This window comes from Lachnoanaerobaculum orale, from assembly GCF_003862485.1.
Taxonomy (GTDB): Bacteria; Bacillota; Clostridia; order Lachnospirales; family Lachnospiraceae; genus Lachnoanaerobaculum; species Lachnoanaerobaculum orale.
Genome location: NZ_RRCM01000002.1, coordinates 1,913 through 15,667, shown reverse-complemented (window position 1 = coordinate 15,667; position 13,755 = coordinate 1,913). Strand labels below are relative to the sequence as shown.

The window sequence follows — 13,755 nt, the reverse complement described above, 5'->3', positions numbered from 1 at the left end:
AGGTACCATGGGAGAAAATGTAACAATTAAGGAGCTTATTACCGAGTTAAACCTAAAGAACTACACACCGGAAATAGATACAGAATCTATAATAATAAAACATCCGGAAATCAACAGACCTGCGTTGCAGCTTGCAGGCTTCTTTGATCACTTTGACAGTGAGAGAGTGCAGGTGCTTGGAAATGTGGAGAATGCGTATATAGAGACAATTGATGAGGAAACAAAGAAAAAGACATACGATAAATTATTGTCTTATAAGGTACCTTGTGTACTGTATGCCAGAGGTATAAAACCTGATGAGGATATGCTTTCATACTGCTTACACTACGGTGTGCCTTGTCTTGGAACCGAGCGGTCCACAACATATCTTACAGCCGAGCTTATCAGATGGTTGAATGTGAAGTTGGCTCCGGTTATATCAATACACGGTGTGTTGGTAGATGTATACGGCGAAGGTGTACTTATTACAGGTGACAGCGGTATCGGTAAGAGTGAGGCGGCTCTTGAACTTGTAAAAAGAGGACACAGACTTGTATCTGATGATGTTGTTGAGATAAGAAAGGTGTCACAGCAGACACTTGTGGGAACAGCACCTGATATTACAAAGCATTTTATTGAGCTTAGAGGAATAGGTATCATAGATGTTAAAGCACTCTTCGGTGTACTGAGTGTAAAGGATACGCAGTCTATAGACCTTGTTATACAGCTTGAGGACTGGGTAAAAAATAAAGACTATGACAGACTTGGTCTTGAGGACAATTATATCGAATATCTCGGAAATAAGGTGGTATGCCATGTATTGCCTGTAAGACCGGGAAGAAACTTGGCAATCATTGTAGAGACTGCCGCTGTAAACCACAGACAGAATATGATGGGATATAATGCGGCACAGGAACTTTATAACAGAGTTCAGGCAAATATTGCCGGAAAAAACTAAAATAACCGGTGGAGATAATTATGGATTTTGAAAGCATCCTTGGCAAAAATTGCAAAAAAGGGGAGCTGTTAAAGGAACATACAACCTTTCGTGTAGGCGGAGGATGTAAATTCTTTTTGACACCTGTCACTGAGGAAGAGTTGCGCCTTTGTATGGAAATAATAAAAAAAGAAAATATGAAATATTATATCCTTGGAAAGGGTAGCAATGTTTTGGCGGATGATAGAGGATATGACGGTGTTATTATCTCTACCGTCTGTCTTAATAATAAGATAAGCCATGACAAAGACATAATAGAGGCCGGAGCGGGACTCGGACTTGAAAAAGTCAGTGCGTATGCTATGGAAGCGGGACTTAGCGGTTTTGAGTTTGCCTGCGGTATTCCGGGAACTTTGGGCGGTGCAATAGTGATGAATGCAGGTGCATACGGAGGTGAACTTTCTCATGTACTGACAGAAGTAAAGGTTTTATGTCCTGACGGAAGTATCAAGTGGAAAAAGAAATGTGAGCTTGAGCTTGGTTACAGAAAAAGCAATATCTTGGAAAACAAAGAGATTGTGCTGGCGGCAAGGCTTAAGTTGACATATGGCGACAGAGAAAAGATAAAGGCGACCGTTATAGACTTAAATAACAGAAGAAAAGAAAAACAGCCTCTTGAATATCCGAGTGCAGGTTCCACCTTTAAAAGACCTGAAGGATATTTTGCAGGAAAGCTTATAGATGATGCGGGTCTTAGAGGATTCAGACTTGGAGGTGCGGCGGTATCAAGTAAGCACTGCGGCTTTGTGATAAATTACGACAACGCCACCTCAAAGGATGTAAAGGATTTGATACAGCATGTAAAAGACAGAGTGTATGAAAAGTTCGGTGTAAAATTGGAATGTGAAGTAAGGATGATTTGATATGAAGATAATTATTGTAACAGGAATGTCCGGTTCAGGTAAGACTGTTGCATTAAAGATGTTTGAAGATTTCGGTTATTACTGTGTGGACAATTTACCTGTAGAGTTGGTTTCAAATTTTGTAGAGCTGACCATTGATTCTGAAAGAGGAATGAAGGGAGTGGCTCTGGGAATTGATATCAGAAGCGGACTTGACGGACTTGACGGCGTAATAGATGAGCTGAAACATAAGAAAATAAATATGGAAATTCTTTTCCTTGAGGCGGACGATGAGACACTTATCAAAAGGTATAAGGAGACCAGAAGAAATCATCCGCTGGCGGCAGACGGCAGACTGATAGACGGTATACATCTTGAAAGACAGCGACTGGCGTTTTTAAGAGCAAAAGCGGACAGAATAATGGATACCGGAAGAATGCTTACAAAGGAGCTTAAACAGGAACTTAGAGCAATCTATGTAGACGGAAAGTCATTCAACAATCTCTTTGTGACTGTACTTTCATTCGGATATATGTACGGAATACCTGATGATCCGGATCTTTTATTTGATGTAAGATTTTTACCTAATCCTTTTTATGACCCTGACCTCAGATTAAAGACAGGAGAGGAGCATGGTGTTGCAGACTATGTCTTTTCAAACGGAGATGCGGAAGTTTTCCTTGACAAACTTGACGATATGATAAAGTTTTTGATACCGAGGTATATAGATGAAGGAAAGAGTGCATTGGTGATAGGAATAGGCTGTACAGGCGGACAACATCGCTCCGTAGCGATTGCGGCGGCACTGAAGAGAAGACTTGATACCGTAGAGGGCATAGGAGTGAGGCTTGAACATAGAGATATGGGCAAGAATATCTCAAGAATAGCCGGCAGGTAGAAAAAAGATGACATTTTCTTCAGAAGTAAAAGACGAACTTATAAGAGTGACTCCGGATGTCAGACATTGCAAACTTGCAGAAATTTTGGCAATTGTATACTTTATAGGTACTGTTTCGTTAGCTGAAACTAACGAAATATCTTTAAGAATAACCACGGAACATTCAGGACTTGCCAGAAAGTACTTTACATTAGTTAAAAAAACATTTAATATAAATACAGATGTAGTTATAAGCAATAGTGCACTCATCAAGCACAAACATCTTTATTCGGTAAGTATTATAGATGATACAGGTGCAAGAGAAGTGCTTAAGGCTGTAAAACTTTTTAAAAATCAGGAGCCGGTGGACGGGCTGTCACTTGGCAGTAATTCGGTATTGATCAATTCCTGTTGTAAAAAGGCGTTTCTTCGCGGAGCATTCCTTTCGGCAGGTTCGATAACAGACCCTGAAAAGAGTTATCACCTTGAAATAGTTTGTAACACTATGGAAGATGCGTTATTTATGAAGGAATTGATGGGAGATTTGTCACTTTACCCGAAGATTACAACCAGAAAAAAGTCCTATGTAGTATATGTAAAGGACAGTGAACAGATTTCACTTGCACTTGGTCTGATGGAAGCAACTACATCACTTATGAAATTCGAAAATATTCGAATCTTAAAAGGCATGCGAAACGATGTAAATCGTAAAGTGAACTGTGAGGCCGCCAATATAAATAAGACGGTTCTGGCATCACTTTCACAACTTGAGGATATACAGCTTATTAAGGATAAGATGGGACTTGATAAATTGACATCAAATCTGGAGGCGGTGGCCAATGCCAGACTTAGAGCCCCTCATGCTTCTTTGGATGAACTTGGCAAGATGATTGAACCACAGCTCACAAAAAGTGGGGTGAATCACAGGCTACGTAAGCTCTCAAGTATCGCAGACAAGTTAAGGGAAAAGTAAGGAGAGAAAATGGTTAGGAAGTCAGTTAAGGTTGCAATGGATGCAAAAACTGAAACCAGACCGGTAGCTATGCTAGTACAGGTGGCCAGCCAGTTTGAAAGCAGAATTTATGTTGAAAGTGGTACTAAGAAGGTGAATGCAAAAAGTATCATGGGCATGATGACATTGAAGTTTGGTGATGGCAAAGAGGTATACATATCAGCAGACGGCGATGATGAGGTAAGTGCCGTAGATGAGATGGAAAGATACTTGACTTCATTAGCAGTATAGCTGATAGATAGATTGCATTTATCGGGTATGAGGGCTCTAAAAAGACTCTAATTTTGTATACAGTATGATGATTAGTTTTCTAACATTATAAAGCTACAGGAATTAGAGTCTTTTTTGTGTAAATCGGATTTTTCTCTTGCATTATTATAAATAGTGATGTATAGTTATGCAAGATGGAATTATAAAATATATTTATCGGAGGATATTATGAAGAAAAAAATATTGACAATAGCTTTAGCAGGACTTATGGCGGCAAGCTTGGCGGCATGCGGCGGTTCAAAGACTACAGAGACCAAGGCAAATGAATCAAGTGCGACAAGTGAAAGTGTAGCGGATTCAAAGGCTGAGGGCAGTGCGGACGCTTCTCAGATAAAGACTGTAGAGGCAGGTAAACTTTTGGTGGCTACAAATGCGGAGTTCCCGCCTTATGAGTACCATGACGGAGACAAGATTGTAGGTATCGATATGGACATAGCGGACGCTATTGCAAAGAAACTCGGTCTTGAGGTAAAAGTTGAGGATATAGCTTTTGACGCTGTAATACTTGAGGTGACATCAGGTAAGGCTGATATCGGACTTGCAGGTATTTCAGCTACGGAAGAGAGAAAGCAAAGCGTTGACTTCTCAGATACATATACCACATCAAAGCAGCTTATCATTGTAAAGGACGATTCAACTATAGCAGGAGCCAAAGATCTTGAAGGAAAGAAGCTCGGTGTACAGACAGGTACTACAGGAGATATCCTTGCAAGTGATATAAAGGATGCGACAGTTGAGAGATACGATAAGGGAATGGATGCAGTACAGGCACTCAGCCAGGGCAAGATTGATGCCGTAGTTATAGACAGTGCGGTAGCAAACAAGTTTGCAGAAGAAGTCAGCGGACTTAAGGTTTTGGATGAGGCATATGCAGACGAGAACTATGCTATAGCGGTTAAAAAGGGTAACAAAGAGCTTCTTGACGGAGTCAATAAGGCGCTTTCAGAGCTTAAGGCTGACGGAACAATAGACAGCATTATAGCAAAATATATCAAGGCAGAGTAATATGTTTGAAGAATTAAAAGCGCAATTTGTTTTAAACTTTATAACGGACGACAGATGGATGTCGCTGCTTTGGGGACTTTTTGTTACACTCAAGATTACATTTTTTGCGGTAATACTCGGATTTGTACTTGGCTTTAGTGTGGCAATAGTAAGGAATGTATATGAGAATACAAAGAAGTTGAAGATTTTAAATTTCATATGCAATGTTTACCTTACAGTAATCAGAGGTACTCCGGTAGTTGTACAGCTGCTTATAATATACTTTGTTATATTCAGCTCCATAAGGATCGATAAAAGCATCGCAGCCATACTGGCTTTCGGAATAAACTCGGGAGCATATCAGGCAGAGATATTCCGTTCGGGTATCAATTCAATACCGAAAGGTCAGATGGAAGCAGGCAGAAGTCTTGGCTTTAGCTACGCGCAGACGATGGTAAACATTATAATGCCGCAGGCTATCAAAAATGTGCTTCCTACCCTTGGAAACGAGTTTATTGTGCTGATGAAGGAGACATCCGTAGCAGGTTATATTGCCCTTGAGGATCTGACCAAGGCGGGAGATATTATAAGGAGCAGGACATACTCGGCAATGATGCCGTTTTTAGCTGTAGCGCTGTTATACCTTATAATGGTAATGTTCTTTACCTATTTGTTGAAGTTGTTTGAAAGGAGGTTGGCTAGAAGTGGCAGGTGATAAGCTTATAGAAGTAAAAAATCTATCTAAAGAGTTTCATGGCAAAGAAGTCCTGAAAAATATTTCACTTAATATCAATAAGGGCGACGTGGTCTGCCTTATAGGACCGTCAGGTTCCGGAAAGTCGACATTCCTAAGATGCTTAAACAAATTGGAGGTGGCAGACAGCGGAGAGATACTCTTTGAAGGTGTGGATATATGCAAAAAAGATGTTAACATTGACCTGCACCGCCAAAAGATGGGGATGGTGTTCCAGCAGTTCAACCTATTTCCACATATGACAGTGTTAAAAAATCTCATTATAGCACCGATGAAGCTTCAAGGTGTGGATGAAGAAAGTGCAACCGAATATGCCATGAGTTTGCTTGAAAAAGTAGGGCTGGCCGACAGAGCAAATGAGTATCCTTCAAAGCTTTCAGGAGGTCAACAGCAAAGAGTTGCGATAGTGAGAGCGCTTTGTATGAAGCCTGATGTAATGCTCTTTGACGAGCCTACATCGGCACTTGATCCCGAGATGGTTGGAGAGGTACTCTCGGTTATGAAGGACTTGGCTGAGCAGAAGATGACCATGGTGGTGGTAACACATGAGATGGGCTTTGCAAGAGAAGTTGCCAACAGAGTGGTATTCCTTGATTCGGGAGAATTCGTGGAAGAGAATGCGCCTGAAGAATTCTTCACACATCCGAAAAATGAAAGATTGAAGACCTTCTTAAGTAAGGTATTATAAAGATAAGAGGACCGAGAGCGGTCCTTTTTTCTTTCAAATTATTTATCATGCTATAGACTTTTATAAAATTAAGTTGTATAATACGTTTCGTTGTTTGACAAAAGAAGATTTTGTCAAGGCTATATCTTTTAGAGAATATTGGAGGTAGTAATGAAAAAATATGTAGCGGAGTTTATAGGTACCTGTGTACTCACACTCTTCGGATGTGGAAGTGCCGTAGCGGCAAACACACTTTTAGGTAAGAGCAATGTAGTGGTACCGCTTGGATTTTCCACACTGCTTATCGCATTTGCGTTCGGCCTTTCTATAGTGGCTATGGCTTATTCTATAGGAAACATTTCAGGATGTCATATCAATCCTGCTGTATCGCTTGGAATGCTTGTATCAGGCAGAATGGATGTAAAGGACTTTGTAGGCTATGTAGTCGCACAGTTTTTAGGCGGTATTTTAGGAGCGGCACTGCTTTGTGTAATCCTCGGTTCAAATGCAGCACTTGGAACAAACGGTTTCGGTGAGGCAAGTGCAATGGGTATCTCTGCCGGAATTGCATTCCTGGTGGAGGTTATACTTACATTTGTATTTGTTCTGGCAATCCTTGGAGTTACTTCAAAGCCTGAAAACAGCAGCGTTGCAGGTCTTGTAATCGGACTTTCACTTACACTTATTCACATTATGGGTATACCTTTTACAGGAACATCGGTAAACCCTGCAAGAAGCTTCGGACCGGCTCTTATGAGCGGTTTCGGTTCACTTCCTCTTTCACAGGTATGGGTATTCATACTTGCTCCTTTAGTAGGCGGTGCACTGGCAGCTCTTTGCTATAACTTCCTGTCAAAGGAAGACTGATAATAACCGAGTCAATGCAAACCGTAAGGTTTATTTAGTATCAAAATTCAATATTTCAGCCCATAAGGGCCATAGTACCCTCAAATCCGGAGATTTAACGGTTTTGAGGGTATTTTTTTGGGTTTTTGACGGTAATATATATAGATGTAAATTATATTAAAAAACTTGAAAATATTCTGTATATGTGGTACTATCGTAGTCAGATAAGGGATATAAAAATTTGTAAATAAGATAAGTATATTTGTTGTTTTATCATAACTAAGGGGTGTTTCTTAGTAAAGATAGATACTGTCAGTAGCTTAATTAGCTCCGATAGAGATAAACAACATATTTATCCGTTGTTATTTTTCCATATTAGTCTATCTCCTGTGCTAACAATAAAATTAATTATTGTATCCTGTGGGATTTACTACTGTTTATATTCCTTTTACCCGACATGTTACGTAATAAAGTCTTAGAGTTTGTATTTTATTTGAAAAAAATATAGATTTAAGGAGATGCAGGATGGCAGAAAGTATTATAAAGCAAACAAACCGTACTTTGTTGATTGAGGAGATTAATCCGGAGAAGCTTAACTTACTTACCTTAGTTGGTGATGTAAGAGGACTTGACAGTTTAAGTGATGATAAGGTAAAGGAAATCAATGAAGCACTTCTTGTTAGAAACTTTGAAGAGTTTTTAGAAAAATTTGATCCGACAGTATATTCTTTTTTTAATGCTACAACAGGAAAGATTGTGTATTCTAAGGAAAAACCGGCAGGTGTTCCTGAAAATATGTTAAGTATAGTTCATCTTAATGCACATAATGATTTTTTGAAAATGCTTATGACCTTGGTTGAAACAAAAAGAAGTCAGGGAATTATCAATGCAGATTTTAAATTTGAAAAACTTACAGAAATGATTTCTCCTTCAAAGGTTATGGATGACATTAAGCAGGTGAGGAAGGAACTTCAGTATACTTATGCAGAGTACGCAAAACTTGAAGATGGAGATCCTCATAAGCTTGATCTTGGTGATAAGCTTAATTCCATGTTTGAAGAAGCCAGTTCCAATTACCAAAATCTTATGGCGATGATTCCACTTGCAATCTCAGATATAAAGACAAGACTTTTGCTTGGAGAATCAAAAGAGTCTGAAAGCAATGATGCTCTGACTCTGGGACTTCTAACCATGTCTTCTGAGGGAGAGCTTACAGTAATAGAAGCTCCGAAGGTGGAAGAAAGCACTTTAGTGCTTACAGATGACAATTCAAATGCAGGACTTATTGAAGCTCTTGAAGACGATTATGATGCTCTGAATTCTGAAGGAAACAGCTATGTAAAACAGTTGGTGGTAAGAACTTTTTGTCCGTTAAATTCATCAATGCAAAGTCAGATTGATGTAAAAAAGGAAGTGGACAATTACAATACATATCTTGAATTTTACAAAAACGCTAAGGATGATTTTATATAAGTTGTAAAACCTTTGGTTGAAAAAATATTAGGTGTATGGGCTTTTTTTGAACAGTATCCAAAACAGGTAAAAGGTATGAGACCAAGCCTTCTTATAGCCAATGTGAAGAATGAAGTTATGGCAAACAGTTTGAATGTGCCTAAGCTTTGTGCATATCTGAATACTGTAAATGAAAAAAATGACTATGGTAATACTGTTTGGTATGCAATTGTTGCAGGGGTGTCTTTGGATGAAAAATCAAAGATGAATGTTACAAGGGAAAGATTCAAGGGAAACAAAGACAGCGTAAAGACTGAAAATGTAAGCGTAGAATCTTTGGCAAGAGTTACAGATGCCATGAAGGATTATGGTGTACAGTGCTTTTATTCCTATGAGACGGGAGATAAGACAACTTTCAACAGCATGGCAATGACCGGAGTGGGATTTTTTGATGACAGATGTGCAAGCCTTAGCGGTAAGCCTTATTCAGAATATCTGATTCCTTGTGTACCTAATTTTACAATTATTCCGAAAGATAAGTCAGGAGTAAAGCTTGAAAGCAGGATGATTGTTAATGAAAATGAAGCTGCAGAACTTTCTAAGGCAAAAGAAGATATTATGAAGCTTTGGATAGACGGAGTTTATATAGGTGCGGCATATGTGGCAGCCGGATTTGTGGCAAGTTACCAGTCTCCGGAGTATCTTAAAGAGTATTTTAAGAAGGATGTTGATACGGATTTACCGGGTGTAAGATTTGATATTGAGGCAAAGAATAATTCTCTTAAAATACACACCACTATGTCAAAAGAGATTACCGGATTTACAAACAGTGTAAAAGACGATATCAATAAAAGAGGGTTTGGATTTGTATTTTCTTCGGAAAATGCGGTTTTAGACGGAGAAAATATCAGTCATATAATGGTGTACAAAGCAAGAAACTTAAAACTTTCAGGTGGAAGTTATGAGCCTATTTATAAAACTCAGACAGCAAACTATATTGAAAGAATTTTAAGGCATGCTACAGGAGATTTTAAGGCGGAGAATATAGCTAAGTTCTTTTCAAATAATCCGTCAAGTCAGAAAAGTATATGGCTTTCCAAAAAAACAAATATTAACGGTATACTTGGAAGCAATGACGATATTACTTATGAAGTTGATGAGACGGCAGGAGTATGTGCTATAGAGATAAGTTTCGGAAATGCTATAAAAAGAATAGAAGTGCCTCTAAATCGTGTTGCAGGAGAATAAGGGTGTATATTTATAAAAAGTGTTGATATAAAATAAAAACTTTGTTTTATGTAAGTACAAAAATATTTTAAATATTTGGAGTAGTTTTATAAAAATAAATATATTTTCATAGGAGGTAGCAAGATGGGAATTAGATTCAGGGTAACAGGTTCAGAAGTGGCGGACTTTGATGAAAGAAGTATAGTAAATGCAGAGTTTTTGTCCGAGTCTCCAAAGGATTCCAACGCTAAAGCAACAGACTTCGGGTTGGGCGTAAAAGTGTGGGGTAGAGTTTTATACAATGTCGGAGCGGACAGTGATGATGTATTAAAACTTGCGAAGTGGTCTCAGATTCCGTCTGAGAATGCAGATTGTTACAGAGTTGCGGAGGTAACAGTAGTATCTGCCGGATCTGTTGTAAGAAAGTATGTAATTCCAAATGCATTCGTGGTTGAGTATTCTGAAAAGGCGGATGATGTGACCGGTACCGGAGAGTTTTATATCCATATACGTCAAAAGAAGGATAATAATGCAAAGGTAGCAGTAGAAGGCGGATACGCCGGAGAATAATGAGTAGGAGGGATTGAACATGGCATACAAAGTGAAAATAGAAGGTAATGAAAGTTTTGAACTTGCAAAAGAATGTGTAAACAGCGTATTTTTATCTACAGACATTCCTATTGATTCAAATGCACGTACCAATGATGCCGGTGCGACAATGGAAATTACCGGCAAGATTTTAACGGCAGTAGACGGTGATCCTTTTGATTCTACAAGAAATATGGCACTTTGGTCTATGGTTCCGGCACAGAATAAAGACTGCTATAGAAAGGTTACGGTAGAACAGATTGTAGCAGGTATTACAAAAAGAAAATATGTATTTCCGAATGCTTTTGTAGTAAATTATAAAGAAAGGCATGGAGATGAAGAGGGAGTAGGAAACTTTACTCTTGTAATAAAACAGAAAAAAGATAAGATGGCAGGTCTGATAGTTGAAGGTGGGTACGCAGCCGAATAACAAAGAATCAGTCGTTAAAAGTTTGGGCTGCAAGACATTTATTGTCATGCAGCCCATTTTTATCGGATAGAGAATAAGACCATCTAAAATTGATTAAAAGTAGCAGGAACGGGAATATATGAATAAAAGATTTTTTCTTGATATTTCAGGAATATTTGCAGCTGTTTTGTGTGTTATAATCACTATATTTTTTGGAAGAGGATCAAAGGGCGAATATATATTTTATATGTTTTCTTTTTTAATTTCAGGTTCTTTAATCTGTTTTTCTTTAAAGGATTTTCCTTTTAGAAAAGAAAAGATACAAGATAAATTTTTGTCGGAACTTGTTCTTTTAAGCGAAGAGGATACTGTTGTAAAAACATGGAATATTTTGGGAAAGAACTCTTTGGTAATAGGAAAGAAGAATAAAGAAGAGGATATAGATATAGATTTATCAGATACTTATTTTTCAGGAACCGTAAGTGATATTCATGCGATACTTAACTATGTGGACGGATTTTGGTATATAGAAGATATGCAAAGTAAGAACGGAACACAGATTAAGGGTTGTTTAGAGAATAAGCTTTATAATATTAAAGACGGACAGAGTAAACTGACAAAAAAAGACTATATTTTTATAGGACTTAATAAACTACAGATAAGGTAAGAAAAATGGGGAATTTAATACGATGTAAAAACGGACATATGTTTTCAAAAAGAAGATACGGAAATATTTGTCCGTACTGCAATATGGACATGACTGAAAGAAAAGAACTTGAAGAGTCGTTTGATGATAATGAGCTTGAAGAAAGCTTAATAAGGATAAAAACTAAACCGGTATGTGCATGGCTTGTTTGTATTAAGGGACCAAGATACGGAAAAGACTATCGTATAGTATTTGGAAAAAACTATATCGGGAGAACGGATGCCATGGATATACAAATTATTGGAGATAATGCCATAAAGCAGGAAAATCATGCTATTTTATCTTTTGATGAAAAAGATCTTGAAGCGACACTTATCTGTACAGAAGGTGGAGGCATTACTTACTTAAATGGCAAAGCCGTTTATACTCCGCAGATACTTGAAACCTATGATGTAATTACCATGGGTGAGAGTGAGTTTTTATATATTGCTTTATGTGGAAAGCAGTTTTCATGGTAAAAATTAATAAATTACTGACTAAGTCAGTAATTCCTATAAAAATATTAAGGGGAAAACAGATATGGGAACTGCTTTTTGGATAGCTTTAGTCTTTATTTTAATCGCTTTTGGCATTTTGATATGTAGATTTTTTATATGGATTAAAGAAGAAAAAATCAGGATATATGACATAGGGGCTTTGCTTGATATCGGGAAAAAACAGGTTCAAGCAAATGCATACGGATTCAAACCGGAAAAAGACAGACTTATGGCGATACTTAGTGCGGGGGAGGGAAAAGAGTATGCAGGAAAAGTTGCAGCACTGACTACAGTAAGAACCTTTACAAAACTTTATAATCGCTATGATAATAACCAAAGTAGCAGGTATTTCTTTGAAAGAGCATATGAGACCGCTAATATGAATGTATTAAATGCACTTAGAGGGGAAAACGGAAGGGCGTACGCAGTATGTCTAATGCTTAGAGGAAATCTTTTAAGTTATGCCATTATGGGACATATAAATATTTATATTTTTCGTAAAAAAGAGCTTATACTTCTTAGTAGGGGACAGATAATGGAAGAACTTATAAAAGAAAAGGTAAATAAAGGAATTTTAAGTAAAGAGGCAGCCCTTAGAATTTCTGATACAAATAAGGCATATAACTATATAGGAAGAGATGACTATATGAAGCCTCTTATAAGCAAGGAAGAAATAAAACTGAAAAGAAAAGATATGGTTGTTATAATAAATGCCGGGGTAGAGAAAAATATTTCCATTAGAGAACTTGAAATTATCCTTTCAAAGAAACATGGGTGTAAGAAAACGGCAAAAGAGATTATTGAAACCATAAAAAAGAAAGATACAAAAGATTTGGACAATCTTGGACTGATACTTATAAGGATTTAGGAGGCTAGGAGAAAATGCGTAAGCAAAACAGCAAATTTAACACAAACTTTATTTCAGAAGAAGGCAGTTCATTAAAAAACAGTGATTTTTTTGCTTATGCTGAACTTGACAATTTTGCATGCTATGTGCTTGCAGACGGTATTGAAGATGTGGCGGATAGTGAGTCTGCAAAGGAAGCGGTGGAAAGTATCATTGCAAAATTTCAGGAGAAGCCATCTATATCTAAGGGGAAGATACATGGATATTTAAAACATGCCAATGAAGTTCTTTTAAAAGCTGAAAAATATATGAAGCTTAAAGCATCAATTGTAGTTGCAGTAACTGACTATGAGAATGTACGATTTGGTTATGCCGGGAATGTAAGAGCAAAGCTTTATAGAAACAATAAGATGTTTTATAAGACTATAGATACGTCACTAAGTAGTGAAATGGTATCAAAGGAGATGATTAGTGAGGATGCCTTGTCAAGACATGAGCAAAGAAGCAATCTATATACCTTTTTAGGGCAAAAAGGATTTTCACCAGTGATATCAGGAAAGATAAAACTTGTTGATACAGATATTTTAATTCTTTATACCAAAGGGGTTTGGGAAAACGTATCAGAAGGAGAGATTGACAACATCTTTGCTGAAAGCGGAAAGGATCCGAAAGATGCTCTTTTAAAGGTTGAAGCCGTACTTCTTGATAAAAATTTAGGATATATTGATAACTATACGATTGCAGGTATTTATATTGACAAGGTATTTATTGAATCGGATACAAAAAAGAAAAAGAGAAGGAAACTTATTTTGATAGTATCGA

Annotated in this window: 15 protein-coding genes and 1 pseudogene; all 16 read left to right on the top strand. The window is 37.6% G+C overall.

Annotation, left to right across the window (positions count from 1 at the left end):
* Positions 1–7: 7 nt before the first annotated feature.
* A complete protein-coding gene (gene hprK / locus EHW90_RS10220) occupies positions 8–937 on the top strand; it encodes an HPr(Ser) kinase/phosphatase (RefSeq protein ID WP_124952681.1) in 930 nt (309 codons plus the stop codon).
* Positions 938–957: 20 nt separating this feature from the next.
* Positions 958–1,839, top strand: coding sequence for a UDP-N-acetylmuramate dehydrogenase (gene murB, locus EHW90_RS10215; protein ID WP_124952680.1), 882 nt, complete (start codon positions 958–960; stop codon positions 1,837–1,839).
* 1 nt (position 1,840) lies between these two features.
* Positions 1,841–2,716 (top strand): RNase adapter RapZ, encoded by an 876-nt coding sequence (gene rapZ, locus EHW90_RS10210; protein WP_124952679.1) that lies wholly within the window; start codon positions 1,841–1,843, stop codon positions 2,714–2,716.
* A gap of 7 nt (positions 2,717–2,723) precedes the next feature.
* Entirely contained in the window at positions 2,724–3,668 is a 945-nt protein-coding gene (gene whiA / locus EHW90_RS10205) for a DNA-binding protein WhiA (protein WP_124952678.1), read from the top strand.
* Positions 3,669–3,677: 9 nt separating this feature from the next.
* The gene (locus EHW90_RS10200; protein WP_060930823.1) at positions 3,678–3,938 is read left to right on the top strand and encodes an HPr family phosphocarrier protein; all 261 of its coding nucleotides are present in this window, start codon (positions 3,678–3,680) and stop codon (positions 3,936–3,938) included.
* Positions 3,939–4,145: 207 nt separating this feature from the next.
* Positions 4,146–4,982, top strand: a complete 837-nt coding sequence (locus EHW90_RS10195) for a basic amino acid ABC transporter substrate-binding protein (RefSeq protein ID WP_124952677.1) — start codon at positions 4,146–4,148, stop codon at positions 4,980–4,982.
* Between the two features lies 1 nt (position 4,983).
* Positions 4,984–5,676, top strand: a complete 693-nt coding sequence (locus tag EHW90_RS10190; protein ID WP_124952676.1) for an amino acid ABC transporter permease — start codon at positions 4,984–4,986, stop codon at positions 5,674–5,676.
* Positions 5,666–6,403, top strand: a complete 738-nt coding sequence (locus tag EHW90_RS10185; RefSeq protein WP_060930820.1) for an amino acid ABC transporter ATP-binding protein — start codon at positions 5,666–5,668, stop codon at positions 6,401–6,403. Before EHW90_RS10190 ends, EHW90_RS10185 begins: the two co-directional genes overlap by 11 nt.
* Before the next feature lie 150 nt (positions 6,404–6,553).
* Positions 6,554–7,249 (top strand): MIP/aquaporin family protein, encoded by a 696-nt coding sequence (locus EHW90_RS10180; protein WP_124952675.1) that lies wholly within the window; start codon positions 6,554–6,556, stop codon positions 7,247–7,249.
* A gap of 504 nt (positions 7,250–7,753) precedes the next feature.
* Positions 7,754–9,928, top strand: a pseudogene (locus EHW90_RS13835) (transcriptional regulator).
* A 123-nt stretch (positions 9,929–10,051) separates the two neighbouring features.
* On the top strand, positions 10,052–10,477 hold the full coding sequence (locus EHW90_RS10170) for a hypothetical protein (protein WP_008752382.1): 426 nt from the start codon (positions 10,052–10,054) through the stop codon (positions 10,475–10,477).
* A 19-nt stretch (positions 10,478–10,496) separates the two neighbouring features.
* Positions 10,497–10,925, top strand: a complete 429-nt coding sequence (locus EHW90_RS10165) for a hypothetical protein (RefSeq protein ID WP_008752381.1) — start codon at positions 10,497–10,499, stop codon at positions 10,923–10,925.
* A 118-nt stretch (positions 10,926–11,043) separates the two neighbouring features.
* On the top strand, positions 11,044–11,571 hold the full coding sequence (locus EHW90_RS10160) for an FHA domain-containing protein (RefSeq protein ID WP_124952674.1): 528 nt from the start codon (positions 11,044–11,046) through the stop codon (positions 11,569–11,571).
* A gap of 5 nt (positions 11,572–11,576) precedes the next feature.
* Positions 11,577–12,068, top strand: coding sequence for an FHA domain-containing protein (locus EHW90_RS10155; protein WP_008752379.1), 492 nt, complete (start codon positions 11,577–11,579; stop codon positions 12,066–12,068).
* 61 nt (positions 12,069–12,129) lie between these two features.
* Positions 12,130–12,954: a PP2C family protein-serine/threonine phosphatase gene (locus tag EHW90_RS10150; RefSeq protein ID WP_124952673.1), complete on the top strand. Its 825-nt coding sequence runs from the start codon at positions 12,130–12,132 to the stop codon at positions 12,952–12,954.
* Positions 12,955–12,968: 14 nt separating this feature from the next.
* Positions 12,969–13,755: PP2C family protein-serine/threonine phosphatase (locus EHW90_RS10145; RefSeq protein WP_330507897.1), on the top strand; the 787-nt coding region annotated here is incomplete at its 3' end.